Raw genomic sequence first — 24,678 nt, forward strand, 5'->3', positions numbered from 1 at the left:
TCTACGTGTCGGCGGCCCTGCCTGCGTCGCCCCTCTTCTCCGGGCATCCGCTCTTTAGTCGTAGGCCTCGCGAACGATATAGCGAGCGAGAGAGATGGCGCGGAACGGCGTTTCAGATCACGTTGAAAGCGTCTTCGCTCTCTTACAACGATCAGAAGCGGCGGCCTGCGACACCATCGCTAACCATGACGCAGCGTTGGCTGCTGGACATGTTCAGCCGGCGTGGTGCTCGCAGAGAGTACACTCGGCGGCTGGCGCCCAGTCTTCTTGGGCTCACCACCTGGAGCACTAGGTCGCCAAGGATCGTCCCTTTATTAGAGCATAGAGTGCCGGGATCACCAGCAGGGTAAGGACGGTAGACGAAATCATTCCACCGACCATGGGCACGGCGATGCGGTTCATGACCTCCGAACCCGTACCGGTGCTCCACATGATGGGCAACAGCCCAGCCATGATCGCCACCACCGTCATCATCTTGGGGCGTACGCGATCCACCGCTCCGGTCATGATCGCCTCGTGAAGATGCTCGCGCGTGAACAGCACGTTTGCTTTCGCGCACCGAGCGCGGACATCAGAGAGCGCTTGATCGAGGTAGATCAACATGACCACTCCCGTTTCCGCGGCAACACCGGCGAGTGCGATGAAGCCGACGACGACCGCGACCGAGAGGTTGAAGGACATGGCCCAGACGAGCCAGACGCCGCCGATCAGGGCGAACGGAAGCGAGAGCATGACGATCAGGGTCTCGGTGAGGCGCCGGAAGTTGAGGTACAGCAGCAGGAAGATGATCAGCAGGGTGACAGGCACCACGACAGCCAGCCTGGCTTGCGCGCGCTCGAGGTACTCGAACTGGCCGCTCCAGGTCACGTAGTAACCGGGCGGAAAAATGACCCCCGTGGCAACTGCCTTGCGGGCGGCGGCAACATAGCTCCCGAGGTCGATATCGCGGATATCGACGTAGACGTAGCTGGCAAGCTGTCCGTTTTCCGTCCGGATGGTCGTGGGACCTCGGCTAAGCTCGATCTTCGCTACCTCGCCGAGCGGGACGGTCGCCCCGCCGGGCAAGGGGACCAGCACGTCTTGCGCGATCGTCCGAGGGCTGCTGCGAAGATCGCGGGGGTAGCGTATGGTCACGCCATAGCGCTCCCGTCCCTCGATCATCGTCGTTATCGTCTCGGCACCAAGGGCGGTCGCGATCACTTCCTGAACATCGCCCAGCATCAGGCCGTGCCGCGCCATCTCGGCGCGATCCGGTGCGATCTCAAGGTAGTAGCCGCCCATGATGCGCTCAGCATAAGCGCTCGACGTTCCCGGAACGTTGCGCAGGACCTGCTCGACCTCCCGCGACAGCCGCTCGATCTCCCGGAGATCGGTGCCGAAAACCTTCACGCCGACCGGCGTCCTGATGCCGGTCGAAAGCATGTCCGTCCGGGCCTTGATCGGCATTGTCCAGGCGTTCGAGACGCCCGGAAACTGCAAGGACCGATCCATCTCTGCTATCAGACCTTCCACCGTAAGACCAGGACGCCACTCGCTCCTGGGCTTCAGGTTTATGATGGTCTCAAACATTTCTGTAGGCGCCGGATCTGTCGCAGTCTGTGCGCGGCCAGCCTTGCCATAGACCGAGTCGACCTCGGGGAACGACTTGATGATCCGATCTTGCGTCTGCAATAGCTCGGCCGCCTTCGTTACGGAGAGCCCCGGCAAGGTGGTCGGCATGTAGAGCAACGTCCCCTCGTCGAGCGCCGGCATAAACTCGGTTCCGAGTTGCCGAGCTGGCCAGAGGGTGACTGTCGCGATGATCAAGGCGAGCGCTATCGTCGGCAGCTTGGCGCGCAAAACGGCGCGGATTACAGGGCGATAGACCCAGATGAGAAAACGGTTCACCGGGTTACGATGCTCGGGAACGATCCGTCCGCGAACGAAGAGAACCATCAGGACGGGCACTAGGGTCACGGACAGGAGCGCCGCAGCGCCCATGGCGAAGGTCTTGGTAAAGGCGAGCGGGCCGAACAGCCTCCCTTCCTGCGCCTCCAGCGCGAAGATGGGCAGGAAACTCACCGTGATGATGAGGAGGCTGAAGAACAGAGCGGGTCCGACCTCGGAAGCCGCTTCGATCAAGACCTCCACGCGAGGCTTGCCCGGCGGGCTGCGCTCCAGGTGTTTGTGGGCATTCTCGATCATTACGATCGCGGCGTCGACCATGGCGCCGATGGCGATCGCAATACCGCCGAGGCTCATGATATTGGAGCCGATCCCCAAGAGGCGCATTGCGATGAAGGCTATGAGAACGCCAACCGGCAGCATGAGAATGGCCACGAGGGCGCTGCGGGCATGGAGCAGGAAAACAAAGCAGACGAGAGCCACAATTAGGCCCTCCTCGATCAGCGTGACACGCAACGTGTCGATCGCCGAAACGATCAATCGTGACCTGTCGTATACGGGGACGATTGAGACGCCTTCGGGCAACCCTGCCTTCATCTCGGCGAGACGAGCCTTCACCTGGTCGATGACGTTGAGCGCATTCGCGCCATAGCGCTGCAACACGATGCCGCTCGCGACCTCGCCTTCGCCATTCAGCTCGGCAATCCCACGCCGCTCGTCGGGGCCGATCTCGACCCGTGCGACGTCGTCGAGCAGGAGCGGCGTCCCGTTGGCACTCTTCAACGCTATCGCGCGGAGATCCGGAACGCCCTTAAGATAGCCGCGGCCGCGGACGACAAACTCGAACTCCGACAGCTCGACCGTTCGACCGCCGACATCGACGTTGCTCGCCCGGATAGCGTCCCTGACGGCGGCTAGGCTGAGGCCGAGACCGCGCAGGCGATGAGGGTCGACCACGACATGGTATTGCTTCACGAAGCCGCCCACGCCTGCCACTTCCGCGACACCTTCGGCGCGAGCGAGGCCAAAGCGCAGCGACCAATCCTGCAGCGAACGAAGCTCGGCCAGCGAGCGCTGAGCGGCGACGATAGCGTACTGGTAGACCCAGCCGACCCCTGTAGCGTCGGGACCCAGCACCGGCGTCACCCCCGCCGGCAGACGACGCGAAGCGCCGTTCAGGTATTCAAGCACCCGCGAGCGAGCCCAGTAGATGTCGGTGCCGTCTTCAAAGATGACGTAGACGAAGCTCACGCCGAAGTACGAGAAGCCGCGCACCACCCGCGCTCGTGGAACGTTCAGCATGGCGCTGGTCAGGGGGAATGTGACCTGGTCCTCGACGACTTGAGGCGCCTGACCGCCATACTCGGTGTAGACGATGACCTGCGTGTCCGAGAGATCGGGAATGGCATCCAGGGGCATGCGGGTGACCGCATAAGCGCCTGCCGCCACTGCGAATGCCGTTGCGATCAGCACTAGGACGAGATTGCGAGCCGAGGCCTCGATCAAGCGGGCGATCATTGCGCAGGCTCGCTTTTGACGAGGGCCTTCAGAGCCGCTTTGAGGTTGCTTTCGGCATCGATCAGGAAATTGGCGGATGTCACGATTCGATCCCCGGGCACAACGCCCTCAAGCACCTCGACGTAGGTCCCGCTGCGAACGCCCGTACGGACGGCCCGTTGTTCGAACCTTCCCTCGCCTCTGTCGAGGAGGACCAACTGACGATCCCCGCTATCGATGACGGCACTTTCCGGAACAGATGAGCGCGGCATGCCGTCACCCGTGTCGATCTCGGCGAGGACGTACATATCGGGTCGAAGGGCAAAGCCCGGGTTTGGCAGCTCTATCCGAATCCGAGCACTCCGGGTTGCGGCGTCGAGCTTGGGATAGACGAGGTCGACCGTTCCTGCGAACGCGCGCCCCGGGAAGGCCCGCGCCTGGATGCGGGCGCGCTGTCCAGGGGCCAACCGCGCGAGCTGCGACTCCGGTATATCGACTACCGCCCAGACGATCGAATGATCGCCGATCCGGAAGAGAACGTCTCCAGGATTGACGCGCATCCCTTCGGCAACGTTGCGTTCGAGGACGACGCCATCGCGGGGCGCCGTCCATGTCAGGGAAAGCGGTGCACGCCGTGAGCTTTCTATCTCCGCGATCACATCTTCCGGCACGAGCATGTTGGCGAGCTTCTGACGCGACCCCCTCCCCGCTTCGCGGCCTCCCGCTGCAACGGCGGCATATTCGGCGGCGGCTCCGCTGATTACCGGGCTGTAGAGACGCATGAGCGGCTGATGCTGGCGGACTTCCGAACCGGTCGTGATGTTCTCGACCGATTCGACAAAGGCCTCGGTACGCAGGGAGATCACGGAGATGCGACGTTCGTCGAGTTGGATGGTGCCCGGCGCACGGATGGTCTGCGCCAGTACGCGCTCGGCCACTACTTCTGTCACCACGCCGGTGCGCTGGATTCGAGCAGGACTTAGGCGAACCGTGCCCGACTCGTCCCCCTCGCCTTCGTAGACCGCGATGTAATCCATGCCCATCGAGTCCTTCTTCGGCACAGGTGACACATCGGGAAGGCCCATGGGATGCCGGTAATGCAGAATACGTCGGGTCGAAGTCCCCTCTAGCGTCTGATCCTGTGTCACTTCGACAAGGCGAGGCTCTTCGGAGGTGGCGACCGCGCGGTATGGCCGGCCATCAGGTGTGGTCGTGGGCGTGGCCGAGTAGAATGGCCTGTTGTCGGGATCCCGATAATAGAGAATGGCTTCAACCGGTGAGGCCGTTTTGCCTCTTGTGAGGTATCTTTCGAGAAGCCCAAAATCCCGTACGAAGTATCCGCTGGCTCCGGCGATTGCGATGGCCCCAGCGGCCAGGGCAACGCACCATCGCCGGGTCACGGCAGCACCTTCAGAATCAGCTTGCCCACCACCGTGCCTTCTTCGCCCTGGACCTTCGCGGCGAGAGAGAGTTGCCAAGCCCCCTCCATTTCCAGCCGGGTCGAGAAGCGGTAGACGCCAGCTTGGGCGGACGGCACCGCGGCGAGCGACGCCTGCATGGTCGGCATTCCATCGGGCGCCATATCCATTCGACTTGCGAAGATGACCGCATCGGCGACAGGCGCGCCGGTCGACTTCTTGACCAGCCGAACGCCCACCTCAGTCGCCTCGTTTTGGGAAAGTTGATCGTGAACGAGCTGAAACTCGTAGTCGCGCACGTCAGCTATCGCTGGCGCAATAAGTGTAGGAAGCACGGTGGAAAAAGCCGCCAAAGCGGCCAATCTGAGAGCACTGATCATTTTGCAACTCCGGGATCGCCGTCGCGGATGATCGCAACGGCGCTGAAGCGAGACGCGGTGTCTTCACCGCGTGACGACCGGCGAGAAGCGGGCTTCAGACGTGGGAGTTGGGAGGTCTCGGCGCCGGGAGATCTTCCCGGCCTGCCAACGGGTGCATGCTGGGCGGGTGCCCTCGCGAGAACAACACGTGCGACGCTGCACGAATCGCGGTCGCCGCCATATGCATCAGAGGCGTTGCGCACACCGCCATTAACACGCAGGTCTTTGAGCAGTCGCGCTCGGACGTCATGCCCGGACAGCAAGGCATCTCGCCCATGTCGCTGGCAACATTCACCTGAACCGTCGCCGTGACCAACGCCTGCGGACCGACTACGGCCGCAGCGTCACGCGCGAATGGCGCGCCGAGCAACGCACACATGGCGACGACCGAAAGGAAGCGAGCAAGGGCTTTGAAAGTACCCACGACGCTACTGTAGCACCTCAAGAATGGCGGAAAAAAGCCCGGATGCGCGACCCTTGCCATTCAGTTAGGCTGCAGCGGGCCTGCCTCCGCTCAGCGCGTGACATTCAGGCGGTTTTGGCGCGCCCTGATGTCCGCCGGCCAAGTGCTCTTGATGTAGGCTAGGATTGCAGCCATCTCGCGATCCGTGAGTGCGTCGCGAAACCCCGGCATGTCAGTTTGATATCCTTCGGGATAGGCTGCGGGGCCGAGCTGGGTGATGCGCATGAGGAAGGCATCGGCATGGTGCCAGGTATGCCCGTTGGCGTCATGGGGAGGCGCCGGCAGCCGCCCGTTGGCGCGGCGCCGCTGCCAATCCGGCTGCCCCTCGAGCGAGACGCCATGGCAGCTCGCGCACGCTGTTGCATACAGACGTTTGCCCAACGCCACTTGGTTGGGGTCGCTCGGATCGATCCGAAGTGGCTTCTCCCGGAGCAGTACGAAAGCACTCGCCGCCAGGATGATGATGAGCAAAGCTACCGCCACCCCGATCCCCCGCCACCTGCGGCGCCGTGTGAACAACCGATCAACCATCCAACGGCCCTGCTGGCTCCTGGCGTCGCTGGTCGTGACGCGGTGCCGACTGAAGACGGCAATCAGAGTCCACACACACGATGGTGAGAACCCGGCCGGACCCACGACAGGTAACGTCGTAGGCGCTGACCACCGACGACAACTCTGTCCGGTCAATAGCCTCCGCGACACACCCCTGCTTAACGAGGATTGCCTGCAACTCGCGGTCGTCGGCGATTGCCGACGATCCGCCCGTGCCGCCAAAAGCGGCTATGCAGGCGACTGCGCCTGCCATCACCTGTTTCATCGAGGCGTCGTCAGTGCTTGCCGATCTTGGTGACGGTGATCGCACCGTTCACCCGGGCGGCCTCGAACTCGATGCGGTCGCCTTGTTTCACTTTGTCGAGCATCGAGGGATCGGCGACGCGGAACACCATGGTCATGGCGTCCATGTCGAGGTCTTTGATGGGGCCGTGCTTCAGCGTGACCTTGCCTGCGGCCTTGTCCACCTTGACGACCTCGGCCTTGACCATGTTGCCGTCGGCCAGCGCCGAGACCGAGAGCAGGGTCGCAGTCAATGCTGCAGCGAAGAATCTCTTGAACATCTGATGCTCCTTCGATTGCGTTGGGTTACTCGACGACGATGGTGCCGAACATGCCCGCCTGGCGATGCCCGGGAATCAGGCAGGAGAAGTCGAAGGTCCCTGCCTTCGTGAAGTGCCATAGGATTTCTCCCGTCGCCTTGGGTTTCAGCCGCTTGGCATTCGGATCGTCGTGCTCCATGTCGGGGTTCTTCTCCATGTCCTTCATGTGCTTGAGGTTCTCCTCGACAGTGCCTACGACGAACTCATGATCGATGGCCCCGTTGTTGCGGAGCTGGAAACGAACCTGCTCGCCCTTCTTGAACTTGAGCTTGTCCGGCATGAACAGCATCTTCCCGTCGTCCTCGCGGAACACAATCTGGATGATGCGCGCAGGCTTCTTGGGATCGCCGGGCGCGCCATATGCCTTGTCGTCGGCATGCGAATGGCCTTCGCCCGGCTTGTGCCCCGGCGCGGCAGCGGCTGCGCCGGCAAGCAATGCGGCCGCGATTGACGTCACGATTAACATTCCAGCTTTCACGATTGCCTCCTTGGTTGAACTACTTGTGTGAGCCGTGCGACGACGGCTTGACCACGCGCACAGGCGCGACACCCGGTTTCAGAGCTGGCGTGGGCGTGGCAGCGCGGGTGGCTTCGGGCTTCGGCCCTTTCCACTCCCAAGCCACAGTGCCAGGCGGATTCTGGTACCAACCGGGGTCCTTGTAGTCCCCCGAGGCCAATCCTTCGCGCACCTTCACCACGGAGAACATGCCGCCCATTTCGACCGCTCCGAACTGTGCGAAGCCGGTCATCATCGGTAACGTGTTGTCGGGAAGTTGCATCTCCATCTCGCCCATGTCAGCCATACCGGCACTACCCATGGGCATGTAATCAGGCACGAGGCGCTTCATCTGCTTGGCGAACTGCTTCTTGTCGACACCGATGAAGGTACGGAGGTCGTGGCCCATCGCGTTCATGGTGTGATGAGACTTGTGGCAGTGAATGGCCCAATCTCCCGGATAGATTGCATCGAACTCGTAGGCGCGCATGGCTCCCACCGGGATATCGATCGTGACCTCGGGCCAGCGAGCCTCAGGCCTCACCCATCCGCCGTCGGTGCAGGTCACCTCGAAGTCGTATCCGTGCATGTGGATCGGATGATTGGTCATCGTGAGATTTCCGACCCGCACGCGAACCTTGTCGCCCTTCGCCACGACGAGCGGGTCGATGCCGGGGAAAACGCGGCTGTTCCATGTCCACATGTTGAAAGCGGTCATCTCCGCGACTTTGGGAACGTAGTTGCCGGGGTCGATATCGTACGATGAGAGAAGAAAGACGAAGTCCCGGTCGACGCGATGCAGCTTGGGATCGCGCGGATGCACGACGAAGAAGCCCATCATGCCCATGGCCATCTGGACCATTTCATCGGCATGAGGGTGGTACATGAAAGTGCCGCTCTTCTTGAGCTGGTACTCGTAAACGAAGGTTTGGCCCGGCTTGATATGCGGCTGATTGAGGCCGCCGACGCCGTCCATGCCGGAGGGCAAGAGCTGGCCGTGCCAATGGATCGTCGTGTGCTCAGGCAGCCGGTTCGTAACGAAGATGCGGACTTTGTCGCCTTCGACGGCCTCGATGGTCGGGCCCGGGCTCTGGCCGTTGTAGCCCCACAGCCGGGCAATCATGCCGGGCGCCATCTCGCGCTCGACCGGCTCGGCGACCAGATGAAACTCCTTCCAGTCCCCGTTCTGCCGCCACGGCAGGGTCCAGCCGTTGAGCGTCACGACCGGCTGGTAGTCCGGTCCACTGGTCGGATAGAGCGGCGGCTGCATCGTGTTCGTCGTTGTCGTGGGTGCTTCGGGAATCGATTGCGCCTGGACGCGCCCACTGATCGCAGATGCGCCAAGCAGGGCGAGGCCAGAAGCCCCGACGAGATCACGCCTGGAAATGCTCATGGGTTTTTCTTTCCTAGAGGCCAAGGGGGATGGTTTCTGGTGCCGGCGTCGTGTTGATGACGCCGGATGGCGGGACCGTGCCGCCCACGATCAAGGCGGCTTGCATGTCGGCGACGGCCAGGTGGTAATCGCGCAAGGCGTCGAGCGACGCGATATTGGCGTTGATCCGCTCGCGTTCCTCGATCAAGACCTCGAATACGTCGATGAGCATGCCGTTGTAGCGCAGCAGCACCTCGTTCGAGATCTGCCGGCGGAGCGGCAGGAGTCGCGACTGGTAGAACCGCGCGATGTCGTAGGTCGCGCGATAGGTCGTGTAGGCCACGCGCGCCTCCGAGCGGGCATTCACGGACCGTTCCACAAGTCTGTTGACGGCACGCATGTAGATCTCTCGGGCGGTGACGACACGAGCTTCACCGGTATCGAATATCGGGATCACGATGCCGAGCTCGAGCCCATACCGGTTCTTCGACGACTGCTCGCCGGCGTCGTTGGTCTCGACTTCGTTACGGTAGCCGAGGCCAAGCTCAAGAAACGATAGGTATCGCGTGGCGTTCACGAAGCTAGCCGACTTTGCGAGCGTCACGATCTCGTAGCGTAGGATGATCAGGTCGACGCGTCGTTTCATCGCCTCGACTTCCACGTCGGCCAGGGCATCGGCCGCCGCTGGCAGCGCCGGCAGGCGGGCTGGAAGCTTGTAGGAGAGATCGCTTCCCCAGACGCCCAACATCCGGTTCAGCGCCTCGCGCGTGCTGGCCACGCTCAAACGGGCTTGGGCGACCTGAGCGCTGAGGTCGGCGTAGAAGGCGCTGACACGCGCCTGGTCGAGCTTGTTGGCGGCGCCCGTCTCACCGAGCTGCGTCATCATCTTCGCCGATGCGTCAGCGGTCTGGCGCGCCTGCTCCAGCAAAGCGAGGCGCTGCTGGGCGGCAATTGCCTTGATATAGACCCGGCGCACATCGACAGTCAGGCTGAGCGTCGTCGCAACGGCGCGGTAGCGTGCTTCCTCGAACTCACGCTTGGCAATCTCCGTCTTCCTTGGCAGGGTCGCGAAGGCCAGCAGGTTGCCGATGAGCTGGAAGCCAAACTCCACGAAGCTACCAGTACCAAAGGTGCGCCCCACCGTTAGCGCGGGGTTTGGCGGAAGGCTCGCCTGTACGTACTCCGCTTCGGAGATACCTAGGTCGTTGTAGGCGGCCTGAAGCCCACGATTGTTCAGCAGTGCGACCTGAACCGCCGAGTCTTCTGTGAGCGGTTCGGCCAGTAGGGTCTGCACGCGCTCCCGCGCGCGTCGGATGTCTTCGGGCGACGAAAGTTTGACGGCGTCCCGGCCGATCTCCTTACGGATGCCATCTGTGACCGGCGCCATGCCGCCGTCATCCGTAAACTTCGCGCAGCCCGTTGCCAGCAAGCTCACGATCGCAATGGCGGCGGTTTTGGTGATGGTGTTCATTGTGACCGTCCCGCGCGAGGCGCGACCCGATCATTGAGTTCTCGCCACGGCTTCAGCCCCACCGGCACATGGGATGCGGTGCCGGACATGACTGGTTGATAAGGCGCAACCACGGTCGGCGCCTCGGGGCTCGACGCATCGGTCGGCGACAACTCGGGAAGAGGCTGCGCGGCGCAGGCGGCCACTCCAAGCGCGAACATGGATGGAACCAGGATTTTCATGGCAAATACCCAGATGGAATGACGTGAACGCGACGGGCCTGAGCGACACGGTCAATCGACAGCGGCAGCTCGTGGGCGTTCGCGCACGTCAGGTGTCTGGGACTACGAGCCTATCAGGGGCTCAGGACCGGACACGCGCCTTTAGCGCGAACGCGGTCAGACGAGTCTGGGAGGACGTTCCGAACGATCGCCGAAACGGCCTTCGAGCATGTCGCTCAGGCCGGGTACAGGCGAAGAAGCCGCCCAATCGCACGACCAAAGGTCGAGGGTCGAGACGGGAATCGACGCATGACAGGCAATGTTGCAGCAGTTTCCAGAATGCTTTGCGGGAGCCCCGGTCGGGCAGGAGCCTTTATCATGCCCTGCGACGGCCTCGGCCCCTTCCTCGAAGCCAGTTGCACTGGTAACCGGTCCTTCGCGGCGGACATCGCTCGTCGGCGCCACCGCTTCGGCTGCTGATCGAGCGTCCGAGCCCGCATGACCACCATGAGCCGAAGCAACACCAGCGGTAAGCACCCACGCCGCAAGCGCAAGCAGGAATGCCTGTGCGAACTTCCTCAAGGACGGAGCGGCGATCATGGACACATACATGAGCAGGAGCTGGCGGGTTGTCAATCGGCGGAGTCGGACGATCAGCTGCGTCGGCTGTCGAGGACTTCAAGAATCTCTTCGATCTTGGCCCTTCGGTCCTTCTCCGAACCGGCGTGGAATGCATGAGCGACGCAGTGCTCAAGGTGATCCCCGAGCGTTTCCTGCTCAACTTTGTTCAAGGCGGCGCGCACGGCGCGGACCTGGGTCAATACATCGATGCAATAGCGCTCTTCCTCGATCATGCGAGCGATCCCGCGGACTTGGCCCTCAATACGGCCAAGGCGGGCCAGTTGCGACTTCTTCAATTTGTCATTCATGACTTGCACTATACCCCCGTACGGTATATGTGGCAAGTCATGAAACACGATTGCTGCAACGGCGGGAGCGCCGCTCACCAACACCATAGAGCCAGCCAAGATATTGCGAAGGACCCCGTCTGCGGCATGAAGGTGAAGATTGCGACGGCCAGGCATACGGCCTTGCACGAGGGGCAAACCTACTATTTCTGCAATCCCAAGTGCCTGCAGAAGTTCACCACCGAACCGCAACGCTACTTGAGGCCCGAGGAGGCGGCGCCTGCCTCTTCCATCGCGCCCGGCACGATCTTCACATGCCCCATGCATCCCGAAATCCGTCAAATCGGCCCCGGGAGCTGCCCTATCTGCGGCATGGCGCTGGAACCCGCGGAGGTCTCTTTAGAGGACGGGCCCAACCACGAGCTGATTGACATGTCGAGACGCATGTGGATCGGGCTGGTGCTCAGTCTGCCTGTTGTCGCACTCGAGATGGGAGGACATCTCACCTCGCTGCACATGCTGCTCGGTCAGAAATGGTCTAACTGGATTCAGCTCGTGCTGGCTACGCCGGTCGTGCTGTGGGGCGGCTGGCCCTTCTTCGTCCGGGGCTGGCAGTCCATCATCACTCGTAACCTCAACATGTTCACCCTTATCGCCATCGGCACCGGTGTGGCCTGGATCTATAGCGTTTTGGCGGCCCTCACTCCGCAGCTCTTTCCTGGGGCGTTCCGTGGTTCGGACGGATCAGTGGCTGTGTACTTCGAGGCCGCGGCCGTCATAACGGTCCTGGTCCTGATGGGGCAGGTTCTCGAACTGAGGGCGCGTGCGCAAACTTCCGGTGCCATAAAAGCCCTGCTCGATCTTGCGCCCAAGACGGCGCAACGCCTCAAGGAAGACGGGACAGATGAGACCGTGTCGCTCGACTCGATCGTCGTCGGGAATCGCCTTCGCGTCCGTCCAGGCGAGAAGATTCCGGTCGATGGTGAAGTCTTGACCGGAAGGTCGGCGGTCGACGAGTCGATGGTCACCGGCGAGTCAATGCCCGTTACCAAGGAAGCCGGCGCGGGCCTGATCGCCGGCACGCTCAATTCGACGGGCTCGCTTGTCATGAGGGCCGACAAGGTCGGTCGCGACACGATGCTGGCCCGCATTGTCCAGATGGTGGCTGAAGCGCAGCGAAGCCGTGCACCGATTCAGAGGCTAGCCGACCAGGTTTCCGGCTATTTCGTACCCATAGTCATCGCCGTTTCGATCGCGGCCTTCGCCGCATGGTCGATATTCGGACCAGAACCCCAGTTCTCCTTCGGACTGGTGGCCGCCGTAGCCGTGTTGATCATCGCCTGTCCTTGTGCCCTCGGCCTCGCCACTCCAATGTCGATCATGGTGGGCGTCGGTCGCGGGGCGCAGGCCGGTGTCCTCATTAAGAATGCCGAGGCGCTCGAGCGGATGGAGCGCGTCGACACGCTGGTCGTGGACAAGACGGGAACGCTGACCGAGGGCAAGCCGAAGGTCGTGGCGATCGTCCCGACCAAGGACTTCGCAGAGGCGACCGTGTTGGGCTTGGCAGCGAGCGTCGAGAAAGCGAGTGAACATCCCCTCGCCATGGCAATCGTAAACGAAGCCGCCGACCGCAAGATTGCCCTTTCCGGCGTGAGCGAGTTCGACTCGCCCACCGGAAAGGGAGTCACCGGTACGGTTGACGGTCGCAAACTTGTGCTAGGCAATGCCAAATTCCTGAAGGAACTCGGAGTCGATCCTGGCGGCCTGCAGGCCGACGCCGAGCGCTTACGACTCGAGGGGGCGACGGCAATCTTCCTGGCCGTCGACGGGGCCCCGGCCGCGGTCTTCGCCATTGCTGATCCGGTCAAAGCCACGACACCCGAGGCAATTCGTGCCTTGGCTGCGGAAAAGATACGGGTCGTCATGCTGACCGGAGACAATCGCACCACGGCTGACGCCGTCGCGCGAAGGCTCGGCATTGCCGAGGTCGAGGCGGACGTGCTTCCCGAGCAAAAGAGCGCCGTCATCGAGAAGTTGCGAACGGAAGGCCGCGTCGTGGCCATGGCCGGAGACGGTGTCAACGACGCGCCTGCGCTGGCGGCTGCCGATGTCGGTATTGCCATGGGGACCGGCACTGACGTCGCGATCGAGAGCGCGGGCGTCACGCTGCTCAAAGGGGACCTGATGGGGATCGTGCGGGCTCGACGACTGTCCGAAGCGACGATGCGCAACATTCGCCAGAACCTCTTCTTCGCGTTCGTGTACAACGCCGCGGGCGTCCCGCTCGCCGCAGGCGTGCTCTACCCCACCTTCGGCATCCTCCTGTCGCCCATCATCGCTGCGGCAGCAATGGCACTGTCTTCGTTCAGCGTGATTGCCAATGCCCTGCGTCTGAGGGCCTTCCGGCTCTGACGGACAGGACATGCAGGCCACGAACGAAGCCGGTCTTTCGACGAACGAGCGTCGATGGCGCCGGGAGCTGCGGTCGGCCTGGCTGCGGCTTCTGGTGTTCGCGGTGCTGGTGCTCAATCTCCTAGCAAGCCAGCATGGCGAAAGCGTTCTTGTGCATGGTCAGGTGATCGGCGGCTACGGCTTGGCCACGATGGTGGCCTTGCTCCTTGCCCTGAAGCGGACTGGTCCGGTCTGGGCGACGATCGCGTTCGTCGTCATCGACGCCTTGCTTGTGGTGGCACTGTTTCACGCACACCTCTTCGCACCGGGTGAGGCATTCGATCACAGCCTGACGGCTCCGTCACTGGCCGTCGGCTTCCTCCTGTTGACGCATGCGGCCTTGCGCCTGAGACCGGGGCTAGTTGTCCTGTTCTCGGCCGTCGTGCTCACCGGATGGCTGATGTTGCTCGCCATCACGCTCGCCGTACATGCTCGTCTACATCCCAAGGCGGAAAGTGAGTGGCCGATATTGGGCGCCGAAGGGGCGCTCGCCGCCGCGTTCGCATTCGCAGCCTTCGTCTGCTACCTGCTGATAAAGGAGCACAATGTGGTACTCGCCGAAGCGGTGGGAAGCGAACGGCGGCGCCAGATGCTGGCGCGCTTCTTCTCGCCGGGTGTCGTCGCAGAACTCCAGGATGACCGCACGAATCTCACTCTCGCCCGTCGGCACGCGCTCGTGATGTTCGTAGATCTTCGCTCGTTCACTCTCCTCAGCGAAGCTTCAGAACCTGAAGCCATCGCCGAAGTGCTCTCGGAGTATCGTCAATTGGTGACGGAAGCCGTCTTCGAGCACGGCGGTACCGTCGACAAGTTCATCGGAGATGGCGTCATGGCGGTATTTGGCCACCCGCGAACCGGTGAGGACGATGCGGCACGGGCGATCGCGTGTGGTCTGAGGCTCACCACGCTGCTCGCGCAGTGGAGTCACGAGCGGGTCAGACACGGCAAGACTGCGGTTGAGGCCGGAATTGGATTGCATGCCGGGCCCGTGGTCGGCGGCGTACTGGAAAGCGGTCGACACGCCGAGTTCACGGTATTTGGGGATGCGGTAAATGTCGCGGAGCGTCTGGAGCGGCTCTGCCGGTCACTCAACGCAGTGCTGGTCATCTCGGAAGACGTTTTGGATGACGCTCCACATTATCGCTCAAGCGTTGATTGGATCTGGAAAGAGGCGGCCGAGATCAATGGCAGACGCGGAAAGCTGAGACTTGCCTACCTTTCGAGACTGCATGCGCCCAGTCAGTAGGTAGTCTCTGCTGGCCCACGCCAATTCAATTCAGCTCTTGTGAACAAAATAAAAGTCCCGGCGGGAGCAACCCAGCAAGAGGAGGCTCTTTCAATTGCTGGCGGTCCTCCGATGTGTACAGCGGTGCGATCGCGCAGGATCGGAGTACCTGCACAAGCACGACGAACATGGCGCCAATGCCTGCGCCCGTGATTGAGGCGTATAAAAGGGTGCGTATGGACGTCATGAAAGGCATCGATGTGCCGTTGAGTGGTCAGGCGGATGTCGATTTCGGCCTAAAAATATGATCCCCCACCATCAGGCTGCGGTCGCCATGGCGAAGACCGAACTACAGCTCGGTGCGGATCCCGATCTCAAGAAGATGGCGGCGAAAACGATTGCAGACCGGGAGAAGGAGATCAAACATGGCAAGTAGTACTTCCGCCAGCCCCGACAAGCATCGCCGCGGAGCGCAACAATACACGCACTTGGCTATGATGACCGCTCTTATGTTCGTCGCCATGTATGCGCTCATGTATGCCATGGTCGACCGGTTCGCCAATGTTTATTCGAACCTCAATCAGGTCTACATGGCTGGGCTCATGACTGCGCCGATGGTCCTCATAGAATTGCTTGTGATGCGAGGCATGTATGCCGATTGGCGTCTCAACACGATGATCTTTGCAGTAAGTTTGCTCTTGGGCGTCCTTTGTTGGTTCGGTATCCGCGAACAGATCGGAATAGGAAATGAACAGTTCCTTCGTTCAATGATTCCGCATCACGCCGGCGCAATTTTGATGTGTAAAGAATCATCGCCCAGTTCTCCCGAAATTCAGAAACTCTGTGCGGGCATCATTTCCGGCCAGCAGCAGGAGATCGCGCAGATGAAATCGCTGCTGCAAAGCGCCAAATGAGCTACTTATTGAAGTAATTTCCAGGGCCACCTTCTGGAGATTGCAAGGCGCTGGCTCACAGCCATACCGAAGGGCCGAAGACCATCGGCGTGGCCACGAGATAGGTGCATTAGACCAACCCGCGGGTAGATCGAGTGTCTCCGCCTCAGGGCCGAGTTCGAACAGTTGCCACGGACCGGCTGCGATCGCGCGCCCTAAGCACCTTTACTTCTACTTCTCCGAGAACTCCCGACGCGGTCAGTGGGTTGAAGCATGATCGCTACGCCGTCTTACGTGGCAAGGCTGAGTTCGAAAGATTGCGAAAATGTATGCTGGTGGAAACCAGCAAGCCAAATTTCATCAACTATCAGAGGGACTGGCCACTCTTCCATCACAGTAGGCGGTCCGATCATGAACCTCGATCTGAGTTCCTTGCGGAGCGTAATCGCGGCTGCTGAGCAAGGGAGTTTTCGGCAAGCTGCAACAGTCCTAAACATCAAGCAATCGGCTCTCAGTCGCCGGATCCGCCACCTCGAAGGGCAACTTGGTGTTTCTTTGTTCGAGCGCTCGAGTGGAGGCGTACGCCTCACACCTGCAGGCGCAAGCATGTCGCAGGCAGCCCGTCGTCTGTTCGACGAAATAGACAACATGGTGAGAGCATCGCAGCTGGCAGACCGCGGAGAAGCCGGCGTGCTTAGAGCGGGATTCGGCACGGCGATATCGACCAGCAAGGTACGCTCGATCTTGGCGGAGCACATCAAGGCGTTTCCAGGGATTACCATCCAGGTTACCGAGCGATCTCGCGGTCAGCTGGTCGCCGCTCTTGGGGCGGGAGACGTCGACGTCGCCATCGTTGCCGGGGAAGCGCGACAACATAGTGGACTTTCGATGTCGCTATGGTCGGAGCGCATTGTCGTGGCTTTGTCTTCACGACACCCACTTTCGAGCAACGAGGTCATCGATTGGAACGACCTTAAAGACGAGACAATTCTTCTCAGCCAGTGGGACCCCGGATCGGATCTGCGCAACCTGATTCTCAAGAAGCTCGCAGCGCCTGGCGGTGGCCCCAACATAGAGACATGGGATGCCAGCAACGAGCATGTTCTGGGAATGGTGGAAGCCGGACACCATGTCAGCATTCACTGCGAATCGTGGATCAGTCCTGCCTATGCCGGCGTCCGTTTTCGGGAAATTCGCGATGCGTCAGGCCCGAGCCATATCACCTTCACGGCATGCTGGGAGGAGCACAATAAGAATCCAGCTCTCGCACGGTTCCTGGAAACGCTTCGGCATACTCATCATCCCACCATCCTGAGCTAGGCTTCGGCGTTCTTCGCCGAGCCCTTTGTGGACCGGCGCGCTTTGCCAAACGCTCGATCGGCAGACATGAACCGGGCCAACATCGGAGCCACGAGTCTCGCCGGGTCGATCGTCTGACCCGTTTCACGGCCGAGCGCCTCCGCATAGACGATGAGATCTCGATGGATCGCCGCGGGCAAGTCCACCGTCAACTTCACAGGCTTCTCGTCCAGAATTGCACCGAGCTTGAGCTTGGACATGGGGTTCCTCCTATCCTCGGTAAGGCTGCAGCACGAGATCGCGCGTCACGATGACCCGGACCGGATGTCCAGGGCGGATCGTGAGGGTGGGTTGGATATTGAGGTTTCTTCGCACCACTTGCTGGCCGGCCTGATTCAGCGTGTCGCCCGCACCACGGCGCAGGGCACGGACGATATCGCTGTCGTTCTGATCCGAGCCCAGCTCGGTGCCGACCGCCAAGATGGTGGAAAGAAGCGCGGCCTTGAACAGCGAGCCCCAATGATGATCGACTCCGTCTTCCAAACCAGCCTGGCCGCTAGAATCCGCCCCGGGTTGTCGTTCGAGCACGATCGAATAGCCGTTCGGCAGAAGCAGCCGCGTCCAGACAAGAAGAAGACGTGACTGTCCGAAGCTAACCTGGCTGTCGTAGACGCCGATCAGCCGTGCCCCCTGAGGAATCAGCAACGCGCCGCCGGTCGGCGTGTCATAGACGTTCTCCGTCACCTGCGCGGTGATCTGTCCCGGAAGGTCGGATCGAAGGCCAGTGATGAGGGCCGCAGGAATGACAGCGCCGGCCTGCAACACAAACGGTGAAGCGGGCCGGACCAGACGATCATAGTTGGTCGTTTTCCGGTCGACAGGCGCATTTATGAAGGCGAGTTTGCGGTCCTGTCCATTCTGGATCGAGGCTTCATCGGTCGCCGACGATGCTGCCGACATTGATGGCTGAGACGGAGTAATAGTTGCGGCACCAGGCTGCGTCTGACGATTCCCGGGAGCGAACAGCCGGCTGACGCGCGCCGCTTCCGTCTCCTGAGCCCGGCGCTGTTGCTCTGTGTCGGGCGGTGCGGGGGCGGGCTGACCTTGAGCTGCCACGATCGGCCGGCCGAGGTCGCCCGGCAGCGGCGGCCCGAGTGGCGGGACATCCCTCGGAACGCCGGTGTAATCGCGCGGCAGCGCCGCCAGGCCGTCGGCAACGCGAGACCGGTCGGTGGTGTAGAGTTCCTGCGGCGCGACGCCACGCAGCCGGTCACCCTGTAAAGCCCACAGCACGGCGCCGCAGACCAGAATCAGGCCCAGCGCCGTCCCGCCAATCAGCACAGTGCGCGACAGACGAGTAACGCGCGGGCCCTCCGACCGCAGCCTAAAGGGCTGAGTGACCGTCGAGTGTGTGGAATCCAAATGAGATTGGTCGGTCATCGCTAGGGTCTTCCATCCGCGCGGACGATCCGGACGATCTGCTGGCTATCGCCGCCCAGCCGCAACTCGGCTGCGGCAAACAGGCGGTCGACGATCAGGACGTTGCCGTATGCACGAGAGTTGACGAGCTCAGGCTTGCCGTCCGCGCCGACGACGAAGAGAGGTGGCATCTCCCCCTGAACGATGCCGGGCGAGAACTCGACATAGACTTTGCGCCCATCGTCGTAGACGTTGACCGGACGCCAGGGCGGCTTGTCACCCTCGATCGAGTATCGATACCGGCGCTGGGCGATCTCAGGGAGAACCGGCACTGGCGGCAGAGCGCGCAGGCTCTTGCCTCGGCTCTCCGGATAGAACCAGGCAACCGAGGGCATATAAGGTCGCTCATGGGCCCGCAGCTCGATGAGATAGGTACGTCGGTCGGTGTTGACCACGAGGTTGGTCTCGATCGCAGGCCGGGTTGGCTTGACCAGTATATGTACGCGACGCGTATCGCCGTTACCGCTCTCCGTATCGCCAATGATCCAACGTACCGTGTCGCCGGCGGCCACCGGGCCTGAGCCGGTGAGTTGCTCGCCAGGCTCCAGGGCAATGTCGGTGACCTGTCCTGGGGCTACGTAGACCTGATAGAGGGCTCCCGGGCTATACGGAAACACCTGCACGGCGTTGAAGTAGCCCTCGCGGCGCGGCTCCACCCGCGCGGCGCCATTGGCAGCCTCGACGCGTGCCACCGGGTCCCTTGCATCGCCCAGTCCTCCGCGCGCCGGCGTCCAGGCCGGGGGGATGTGCAGAGGCTGCGGCGGTGCATCCTCGGTGGAAGTGGATGACACAGGGAGCGGCGGCACGCTCTCGTCGTAACTGATCTGAGGCGGCTTGGTGGACGCGCATCCCGTAACCGCCAGCAGGGAGACGAAAATGGCTGGCCGCATGCGGTGGTACCTCATTGTGCGAGCTCCTTCGACCAGTTGATGGCGTTGACGAAGACGCCGAGCGGATTCTTGCGCAGACGATCGGCGTCTCGCGGCGTTTCGATCACGATGGTGAGAATGGCGGTCCAGCGCTCGGTGGCCGCGAGCTGGCCGCTCTCGTAGCGACGCTCGGTCCAGGCCACCCGAAAACTCTCGGGCGATGCCCTGATGACGCTCGAGACCTCGACAGAGACCTGCATCTTGCCGAGCTTGGCGAAAGGATCGGCGCGACGCGCATAGTCGTTGAGGGCCGCGGCGCCGCGATCCGTGGTGAAGTCGTATGCGCGTAACCAGCCTTGACGGAGCACTACCGCGTCGGATGGCAGACCGCGCACGTCCTCAATGAACCGCGCAAGATGAAAGGCGATCTGCGGATCGGTGGGTTGATAGGAGGCGTCGGCCGGCGCGATCGCCTGCGCCTGACCAACCCTGTCGACTTGGACGACCCAAGGCGTGATCGTGCCCCTCGCCGCTTGCCAGACGAGCCCACCGGCGAGACCGGCGGCGAGCCCCAGACAACCGAACGCCATCAGGCGCCAATTCCTGGCCTGCACACGCGCAGAGCCGATCCGGTCGTCCCAGACCTGCGCGGCCTTCTGGTAGGGCGTCTCCGGCACGGGTGTGTGGCCGTAACGGACGGACGAACGCTTGAACATCAATGGTTCCCTTCAGAAAGATCGATGGAGGAGCCGCCACCACCGTGATCGCCGGACCGGATGGCATGCGTGGCGGCGGAAGCGCCGTGACTTGCGGCCTGGCTCCGCCTCATCCGCCGCGCCCAGGCAGGCGGCGCGTCCGCCGGAGCCGCCGCAGCGCTGGCCTCGGCACCGCCCGCAGCAGCGCGCCCGCCGGCTTCGAAGCTGCTCGAAACGCTTTCTGAGGCCCGGCGGAGCGGGTTCGACGCGGCGGATGCGCCAGCGACGGTCACACCGGACAGACCACCGGCGCGATAGGCAGTCGCGGCGCCACCTGCCAGGGCCGCAGAGCCTCGGGCGGCCGCGCCCGCGGCACCGGCCAGCGCACTCGCGCCGCCCGTCGCAAGGGCGCCGCCTGCGGCGGCAAGGCCGCCGGCCGCCAGCCCGGTTCCCACCGCCGCACCGGCACCCAGCTGAGGTCCACCCGAGACGATGCCGTTGGCGATGCCCGGCCCGAAGATACCGAGACCCAGCAGGGCCAGTGAGGCCAGCACGAGCGCCATGGCGTCTTCGATTGAAGGCTGGGCGCCAGCGCCTGAAGTGAACTGAGAGAAGAGCGTAGAGCCGATCCCGACGATGACTGCCAGCACCAGCACCTTCACGCCGGAGGACACGACGTTGCCCAGCACCCGCTCGGCCAGGAAGGCCGTCTTGCTGAAGAGTCCGAAGGGAATGAGCACAAAGCCGGCGAGCGTCGTCAGCTTGAACTCGATCAGGGTGATAAAGAGCTGAACGGCGAGAATAAAGAAGGCGAGTAGCACCACGACCCAGGCGAATAGCAACACCACGATCTGGATGAAGTTTTCGAAGAAGCTGATGTAGCCCATCAGTCCCGAAATCGACTCCAGGAGGGGACGCCCGGCATCAAGACCGACTTGGGCGACCCGCCTCGGTCGGAGAAAGTCCGCCGCCGACAGGCCAGTGCCGGAGGCCTTCAGGCCAAGACCTGCGAAGCTCTCAAATATGATGCGGGCTAGGCTGTTCCAGTTGCCGATGAGGTAGGCGAAGACCCCGATGAACAGCGTCTTCTTAACGAGCCGGGCGATGACATCTTCGTCCCGGCCCCAGGCCCAGAACAGCGCGGCCAGTGTCACGTCGATCGCGGCCAGGGTGGCTGCGAGAAAGCTTACTTCGCTGCCTAGCAACCCGAAGCCGCTGTCGATGTAGCTGGTAAAGACTGCGAGGAACCGGTCGATAACGCCTGTACCGCCCATCGGCTTTCACTCCGTGCCTTCTGCCCACACGACCGCCTCATTCATGAAACATGCGAACGGTAGACGGCTGATAGCCGGCGTTGGGCGCAAGGAAGCGACGAAGCTGCTCCCTCGCCTGATCCTGAGCCGCCGTGCGCGCGGCCGCCTCAAGACTTTGCGCCCGGCCCTGCGCGGCCACCGTCGCCGTGAGATCAGCCAGCTGCTGCGCCTGAAGCGCGATGAGCTGGTTGCCGGCTTGCGCCGCCTCCAGTGCTCCGGCAGCGCCCTGGCTGGCATCAATCAAGGCGGACATTTCCAGGCGATTGGTGTCGAGGTTGCCGACGACCGTCGCCTGGATGCGCAGGGCATCCTGCAGGCCCGCGACGGAGTTCTCCCAACGAGTCCGGGCACTGGCGATCAGCGATTGGTCCGACTGGTTCGTCGATGCAGGCGCATAGGTCGTCGAGAACGCCCGATCGATCTGCTGGACGTCGTAAGCAACGTTCTGCGCCTGACCCAGGAGTTGCTGGGTCCGCCCGATCGACTGCTGCAGCTGCTGTAAGGAGGAGTATGGCAGGCTCGTGAGATTGCGGGCCTGGTTGATCAGCATCTGCGCTTCGTTCTGCAGAGACAGGATCTGATTGTTGACCTGCTCGAGCGTGCGCGCCGCGGTCAGCAGGTTTTGCGAATAATTGCTGGGATCGAACACGGTCATCTGCGCCGAGGCCGGGAGCGGACTACCGGAGAGGGCGAAAATGGCTGCGAGCGTCACGCCGTAACCACGGATAGATGTCATAACGATTCTCCTGTGTTGAAGTCGGGGATGAGATCGGCAGCCCAGGGCACCGCGCGCGCCTGAAGCCAACCGGCAAGGAAGCCCTCACGGCCATGTTCGGCGAGAATCCGTTCGATCAGAGCCTGGTCGGCCTTCGACGAGGCCGCCGTGAGGGCAAGCGTCACCGCGCCAAGGCCAAGCTCGAAGAGGCGATTGCCGCGGCGGGACTGGCAGTAGTAGTCGCGCTTGGGCGTCGCCCGGGCGAGAATCTCAATCTGACGATCGTTGAGACCGAAGCGGCGATAAATCTCCGTGATCTGCGGCTCGATCGCCCGCTCGTTTGGCAGGAAGAGCCGGGTCGGGCAGCTCTCGATGATGGCCGGCGCGATGGCGGCGCCATCGATGTCTGAAAGCGATTGCGTCGCGAAGACGACGGAGGCGTTCTTCTTGCGCAAGGTCTTCAACCATTCGCGCAGCTGGTCCGAGAAGTCCTCGTCATCCAGGGCGAGCCAACCCTCGTCGACGATCAGCAGGGTCGGGCTGCCGTCGAGACGTGCCTCAATTCGATGGAAGAGATAGGCGAGAACGGCAGCTGCGGCACCTGTTCCGATGAGCCCCTCGGTCTCGAAGACCTGTACCGAAGTGCTGCCGAGCCGTTCGGCCTCTGCATCCAGCAGGCGGCCATAGGCACCTCCCAGGCAGTAGGGCTGTAGGGCCCGCTTGAGGGCGGCCGACTGCAACAGCACCGACAGTCCCGTCATAGTGCGCTCTTCGACGGGTGCCGATGCCAGCGACCCGAGGGCCGACCACAAATGATCCTTTACTTCGGGCGTGAGGACGATCTTCTCGCGGGCCAGGAGTGCTGCAATCCAGTCGGTCGCCCAGCCTCGCTCCGCGACATCGTCTATGCCCGCCAGTGGCTGGAGGGCCACGGGATCCCTCTCCTCTTCGCCCAGCGCGCTGCCGAGGTCGTGCCAATCTCCACCCATCGCGAGCGCAGCGGCACGGATGGAACCGCCGAAGTCGAAGGCGAAGACCTGCGCCTTGTCGTATCGCCGGAACTGCAACGCCATAAGGGCCAGGAGCACGGACTTGCCGGAGCCTGTCGGGCCGACCACGAGCGTATGGCCGACATCGCCGACATGCAGCGAGAACCGGAAGGGCGTCGCCCCCTCGGTCCTGCCGAAAAACAGCGGCGGCCCACCGAAGTGCTCATCGGTCGCGGGTCCGGCCCAGACCGCCGACAGCGGGATCATGTGCGCCAGGTTGAGCGTCGAGACCGGCGGCTGGCGCACATTGGCATAGGCATGCCCCGGAAGTGAGCCCAGCCACGAATCGACGGCATTGACCCTCTCCACCATGCAGGTGAAGTCGCGGCTCTGGATTACCTTTTCGACGAGACGCAGCCGCTCGTCGGCGATGCGCGGATCCTCGTCCCATACCGTGACGGTCACAGTACAGTAGGCCGCGCCGACGGCGTCCGAGCCGAGTTCCTGCAGGGCAGCATCGGCGTCGATCGCCTTGTTGTGCGCATCGGTGTCGACGAGCGTCGTCGCCTCGTTGGTCATCACCTCCTTGAGGATGGCCGCAATGGACTTCCTCTTGGCGAACCACTGACGGCGGATTCGCGTCAGAAGCCGCGTGGCGTCTTTCTTGTCGAGCAGGATCGCCCGCGTCGACCACCGATAGGCGAAGGCCAGACGATTGAGTTCTTCGAGCAGCCCCGGCGTGGTCGTTCCGGGGAAACCGACGATCGTGAGCACCCGCAGGTGGCAGTCGCCAAGCTTCGGCTCAAGCCCGCCAGTTAGGGCCTGATCGGCCAGCAGCCCGTCCAGATACATGGGCACTTCCGGCACGCGCACACGCTGGCGCCGGGTGGAGATGCAGGAATGCAGGTAAGCCAGCGTCTCTGCGTCGTCGAGCCAGCGGCACTCGGGCATGAAGCCGTCGAGAAGATGCAGCATCCGGTCCGTCCGGTCGATGAAGCCGGCCAGGATCTCACGAGCATCCGCTCCCGCAGCGCGGTGGCGGCCTTCATAGAAGAAGCGCTCCGCACCAGCAGATTCCCAAGCCGGTGGGAGATACAGAAATGTCAGATAATAGGCCGATTCGTAATGCGTCCCCTCTTCCTCGAAGGCCGCCTTTCGCTCCGCGTCGACCAGCGCCGATGCCGCGTCCGGAAACCTTCCCTCCGGGTAGATACTGGCAGGCTGCCGCTGGGCTTCGACGAACAGGGCCCAGCCCGATCCAAGTCGACGCAGGACGTTGTTCAACCGTCCTGCGACGCCGACCAGCTCTGCCGGCACCGCCGAATCGAGGTCGGGACCGCGGAACCGCGCGGTCCGCTCGAACGAGCCGTCCTTGTTCAGGACAATGCCGGGAGCGACGAGCGCTGCCCACGGCAGGAAATCGGCGAGGCGCGTAGCCGAGTTTCGGTATTCGGCAAGATTAATCATG

General features: G+C 62.6%; 22 protein-coding genes. 5 read left to right on the forward strand and 17 right to left on the reverse strand.

Features of this window, described 5'->3' with window-relative positions:
• Nucleotides 1–288 precede the first annotated feature (288 nt).
• The 10 genes from Q0Q48_RS00265 to Q0Q48_RS00310 all read right to left on the reverse strand — a co-directional run bounded on the left by Q0Q48_RS00265 (nucleotide 289) and on the right by Q0Q48_RS00310 (nucleotide 11,303).
• Nucleotides 289–3,402 carry a CusA/CzcA family heavy metal efflux RND transporter gene (locus tag Q0Q48_RS00265; protein WP_295132100.1) on the reverse strand — a complete coding sequence of 1,038 codons (3,114 nt, stop codon included), beginning with the start codon at nucleotides 3,400–3,402 and terminating at the stop codon, nucleotides 289–291.
• Complete coding sequence (locus tag Q0Q48_RS00270) at nucleotides 3,399–4,466, reverse strand: efflux RND transporter periplasmic adaptor subunit (RefSeq protein ID WP_366915253.1); 1,068 nt, start codon at nucleotides 4,464–4,466, stop codon at nucleotides 3,399–3,401. The genes Q0Q48_RS00265 and Q0Q48_RS00270 overlap by 4 nt, the downstream gene beginning before the upstream one ends.
• Nucleotides 4,467–4,777: 311 nt before the next feature.
• Nucleotides 4,778–5,179: a FixH family protein gene (locus Q0Q48_RS00275; RefSeq protein WP_068197888.1), complete on the reverse strand. Its 402-nt coding sequence runs from the start codon at nucleotides 5,177–5,179 to the stop codon at nucleotides 4,778–4,780.
• 553 nt (nucleotides 5,180–5,732) lie between these two features.
• Complete coding sequence (locus Q0Q48_RS00280; protein ID WP_295132108.1) at nucleotides 5,733–6,152, reverse strand: c-type cytochrome; 420 nt, start codon at nucleotides 6,150–6,152, stop codon at nucleotides 5,733–5,735.
• 356 nt (nucleotides 6,153–6,508) lie between these two features.
• Complete coding sequence (locus Q0Q48_RS00285) at nucleotides 6,509–6,796, reverse strand: copper-binding protein (protein WP_295132110.1); 288 nt, start codon at nucleotides 6,794–6,796, stop codon at nucleotides 6,509–6,511.
• Between the two features lie 25 nt (nucleotides 6,797–6,821).
• On the reverse strand, nucleotides 6,822–7,301 hold the full coding sequence (locus tag Q0Q48_RS00290; protein ID WP_068195937.1) for a cupredoxin family protein: 480 nt from the start codon (nucleotides 7,299–7,301) through the stop codon (nucleotides 6,822–6,824).
• A 31-nt stretch (nucleotides 7,302–7,332) separates the two neighbouring features.
• Nucleotides 7,333–8,724 carry a copper oxidase gene (locus Q0Q48_RS00295; RefSeq protein WP_295132113.1) on the reverse strand — a complete coding sequence of 464 codons (1,392 nt, stop codon included), beginning with the start codon at nucleotides 8,722–8,724 and terminating at the stop codon, nucleotides 7,333–7,335.
• A 13-nt stretch (nucleotides 8,725–8,737) separates the two neighbouring features.
• Nucleotides 8,738–10,174 (reverse strand): TolC family protein, encoded by a 1,437-nt coding sequence (locus tag Q0Q48_RS00300; RefSeq protein WP_295132116.1) that lies wholly within the window; start codon nucleotides 10,172–10,174, stop codon nucleotides 8,738–8,740.
• Complete coding sequence (locus Q0Q48_RS00305) at nucleotides 10,171–10,395, reverse strand: hypothetical protein (protein WP_295132119.1); 225 nt, start codon at nucleotides 10,393–10,395, stop codon at nucleotides 10,171–10,173. The genes Q0Q48_RS00300 and Q0Q48_RS00305 overlap by 4 nt, the downstream gene beginning before the upstream one ends.
• A gap of 632 nt (nucleotides 10,396–11,027) precedes the next feature.
• Nucleotides 11,028–11,303, reverse strand: a complete 276-nt coding sequence (locus Q0Q48_RS00310) for a metal-sensitive transcriptional regulator (protein WP_295132122.1) — start codon at nucleotides 11,301–11,303, stop codon at nucleotides 11,028–11,030.
• Nucleotides 11,304–11,429: 126 nt separating this feature from the next.
• Between Q0Q48_RS00310 and Q0Q48_RS00315 the strand changes: the two genes are divergently transcribed.
• From Q0Q48_RS00315 to Q0Q48_RS00335, 5 genes are all read left to right on the forward strand, one after another.
• A complete protein-coding gene (locus Q0Q48_RS00315) occupies nucleotides 11,430–13,694 on the forward strand; it encodes a heavy metal translocating P-type ATPase (RefSeq protein ID WP_295132125.1) in 2,265 nt (754 codons plus the stop codon).
• A 10-nt stretch (nucleotides 13,695–13,704) separates the two neighbouring features.
• Nucleotides 13,705–14,979, forward strand: a complete 1,275-nt coding sequence (locus tag Q0Q48_RS00320) for an adenylate/guanylate cyclase domain-containing protein (RefSeq protein ID WP_295132128.1) — start codon at nucleotides 13,705–13,707, stop codon at nucleotides 14,977–14,979.
• A gap of 313 nt (nucleotides 14,980–15,292) precedes the next feature.
• Nucleotides 15,293–15,394, forward strand: coding sequence for a hypothetical protein (locus Q0Q48_RS28655; protein ID WP_366915254.1), 102 nt, complete (start codon nucleotides 15,293–15,295; stop codon nucleotides 15,392–15,394).
• Nucleotides 15,384–15,872 carry a DUF305 domain-containing protein gene (locus Q0Q48_RS00330; protein ID WP_295132131.1) on the forward strand — a complete coding sequence of 163 codons (489 nt, stop codon included), beginning with the start codon at nucleotides 15,384–15,386 and terminating at the stop codon, nucleotides 15,870–15,872. The genes Q0Q48_RS28655 and Q0Q48_RS00330 overlap by 11 nt, the downstream gene beginning before the upstream one ends.
• A gap of 390 nt (nucleotides 15,873–16,262) precedes the next feature.
• Nucleotides 16,263–17,171 (forward strand): LysR family transcriptional regulator, encoded by a 909-nt coding sequence (locus Q0Q48_RS00335; RefSeq protein WP_295132134.1) that lies wholly within the window; start codon nucleotides 16,263–16,265, stop codon nucleotides 17,169–17,171.
• Here Q0Q48_RS00335 and Q0Q48_RS00340 read toward each other — a convergent pair.
• The 7 genes from Q0Q48_RS00340 to trbE are packed head-to-tail and all read right to left on the reverse strand — an operon-like array spanning nucleotide 17,168 to nucleotide 24,677.
• Entirely contained in the window at nucleotides 17,168–17,410 is a 243-nt protein-coding gene (locus Q0Q48_RS00340) for a DUF2274 domain-containing protein (protein WP_068190400.1), read from the reverse strand. The two genes, Q0Q48_RS00335 and Q0Q48_RS00340, sit on opposite strands and share 4 nt — an antisense overlap.
• Before the next feature lie 10 nt (nucleotides 17,411–17,420).
• Nucleotides 17,421–18,590, reverse strand: a complete 1,170-nt coding sequence (locus Q0Q48_RS00345; protein ID WP_295132140.1) for a TrbI/VirB10 family protein — start codon at nucleotides 18,588–18,590, stop codon at nucleotides 17,421–17,423.
• Nucleotides 18,591–18,592: 2 nt separating this feature from the next.
• Complete coding sequence (gene trbG / locus Q0Q48_RS00350; protein WP_295132143.1) at nucleotides 18,593–19,534, reverse strand: P-type conjugative transfer protein TrbG; 942 nt, start codon at nucleotides 19,532–19,534, stop codon at nucleotides 18,593–18,595.
• The gene (gene trbF / locus Q0Q48_RS00355) at nucleotides 19,531–20,214 is read right to left on the reverse strand and encodes a conjugal transfer protein TrbF (RefSeq protein WP_295132146.1); all 684 of its coding nucleotides are present in this window, start codon (nucleotides 20,212–20,214) and stop codon (nucleotides 19,531–19,533) included. The genes trbG and trbF overlap by 4 nt, the downstream gene beginning before the upstream one ends.
• Nucleotides 20,214–21,467: a P-type conjugative transfer protein TrbL gene (gene trbL, locus Q0Q48_RS00360; RefSeq protein WP_295132149.1), complete on the reverse strand. Its 1,254-nt coding sequence runs from the start codon at nucleotides 21,465–21,467 to the stop codon at nucleotides 20,214–20,216. Before trbL ends, trbF begins: the two co-directional genes overlap by 1 nt.
• Nucleotides 21,468–21,504: 37 nt before the next feature.
• Nucleotides 21,505–22,242: a P-type conjugative transfer protein TrbJ gene (gene trbJ / locus Q0Q48_RS00365; protein ID WP_068199179.1), complete on the reverse strand. Its 738-nt coding sequence runs from the start codon at nucleotides 22,240–22,242 to the stop codon at nucleotides 21,505–21,507.
• Nucleotides 22,239–24,677, reverse strand: coding sequence for a conjugal transfer protein TrbE (gene trbE, locus Q0Q48_RS00370; RefSeq protein ID WP_295132154.1), 2,439 nt, complete (start codon nucleotides 24,675–24,677; stop codon nucleotides 22,239–22,241). Before trbE ends, trbJ begins: the two co-directional genes overlap by 4 nt.
• Nucleotide 24,678 lies beyond the last annotated feature (1 nt).

Origin of the sequence: uncultured Reyranella sp., assembly GCF_945957355.1 — a bacterium.
GTDB lineage: Bacteria > Pseudomonadota > Alphaproteobacteria > Reyranellales > Reyranellaceae > Reyranella.

Bases quoted from the DNA above. Each gene is read 5' to 3' on its own strand.
- Q0Q48_RS00265 (WP_295132100.1), bottom strand. From the start codon at position 3,402: ATGATCGCCCGCTTGATCGAGGCCTCGGCTCGCAATCTCGTCCTAGTG.
- Q0Q48_RS00270 (WP_366915253.1), bottom strand. From the start codon at position 4,466: ATGGGCCTTCCCGATGTGTCACCTGTGCCGAAGAAGGACTCGATGGGC.
- Q0Q48_RS00275 (WP_068197888.1), bottom strand. From the start codon at position 5,179: ATGATCAGTGCTCTCAGATTGGCCGCTTTGGCGGCTTTTTCCACCGTG.
- Q0Q48_RS00285 (WP_295132110.1), bottom strand. From the start codon at position 6,796: ATGTTCAAGAGATTCTTCGCTGCAGCATTGACTGCGACCCTGCTCTCG.
- Q0Q48_RS00290 (WP_068195937.1), bottom strand. From the start codon at position 7,301: ATGTTAATCGTGACGTCAATCGCGGCCGCATTGCTTGCCGGCGCAGCC.
- Q0Q48_RS00295 (WP_295132113.1), bottom strand. From the start codon at position 8,724: ATGAGCATTTCCAGGCGTGATCTCGTCGGGGCTTCTGGCCTCGCCCTG.
- Q0Q48_RS00300 (WP_295132116.1), bottom strand. From the start codon at position 10,174: ATGAACACCATCACCAAAACCGCCGCCATTGCGATCGTGAGCTTGCTG.
- Q0Q48_RS00305 (WP_295132119.1), bottom strand. From the start codon at position 10,395: ATGAAAATCCTGGTTCCATCCATGTTCGCGCTTGGAGTGGCCGCCTGC.
- Q0Q48_RS00310 (WP_295132122.1), bottom strand. From the start codon at position 11,303: ATGAATGACAAATTGAAGAAGTCGCAACTGGCCCGCCTTGGCCGTATT.
- Q0Q48_RS00315 (WP_295132125.1), top strand. From the start codon at position 11,430: ATGAAGGTGAAGATTGCGACGGCCAGGCATACGGCCTTGCACGAGGGG.
- Q0Q48_RS00320 (WP_295132128.1), top strand. From the start codon at position 13,705: ATGCAGGCCACGAACGAAGCCGGTCTTTCGACGAACGAGCGTCGATGG.
- Q0Q48_RS28655 (WP_366915254.1), top strand. From the start codon at position 15,293: ATGGCGAAGACCGAACTACAGCTCGGTGCGGATCCCGATCTCAAGAAG.
- Q0Q48_RS00330 (WP_295132131.1), top strand. From the start codon at position 15,384: ATGGCAAGTAGTACTTCCGCCAGCCCCGACAAGCATCGCCGCGGAGCG.
- Q0Q48_RS00335 (WP_295132134.1), top strand. From the start codon at position 16,263: ATGAACCTCGATCTGAGTTCCTTGCGGAGCGTAATCGCGGCTGCTGAG.
- Q0Q48_RS00340 (WP_068190400.1), bottom strand. From the start codon at position 17,410: ATGTCCAAGCTCAAGCTCGGTGCAATTCTGGACGAGAAGCCTGTGAAG.
- Q0Q48_RS00345 (WP_295132140.1), bottom strand. From the start codon at position 18,590: ATGACCGACCAATCTCATTTGGATTCCACACACTCGACGGTCACTCAG.
- trbG (WP_295132143.1), bottom strand. From the start codon at position 19,534: ATGAGGTACCACCGCATGCGGCCAGCCATTTTCGTCTCCCTGCTGGCG.
- trbF (WP_295132146.1), bottom strand. From the start codon at position 20,214: ATGTTCAAGCGTTCGTCCGTCCGTTACGGCCACACACCCGTGCCGGAG.
- trbL (WP_295132149.1), bottom strand. From the start codon at position 21,467: ATGGGCGGTACAGGCGTTATCGACCGGTTCCTCGCAGTCTTTACCAGC.
- trbJ (WP_068199179.1), bottom strand. From the start codon at position 22,242: ATGACATCTATCCGTGGTTACGGCGTGACGCTCGCAGCCATTTTCGCC.
- trbE (WP_295132154.1), bottom strand. From the start codon at position 24,677: ATGATTAATCTTGCCGAATACCGAAACTCGGCTACGCGCCTCGCCGAT.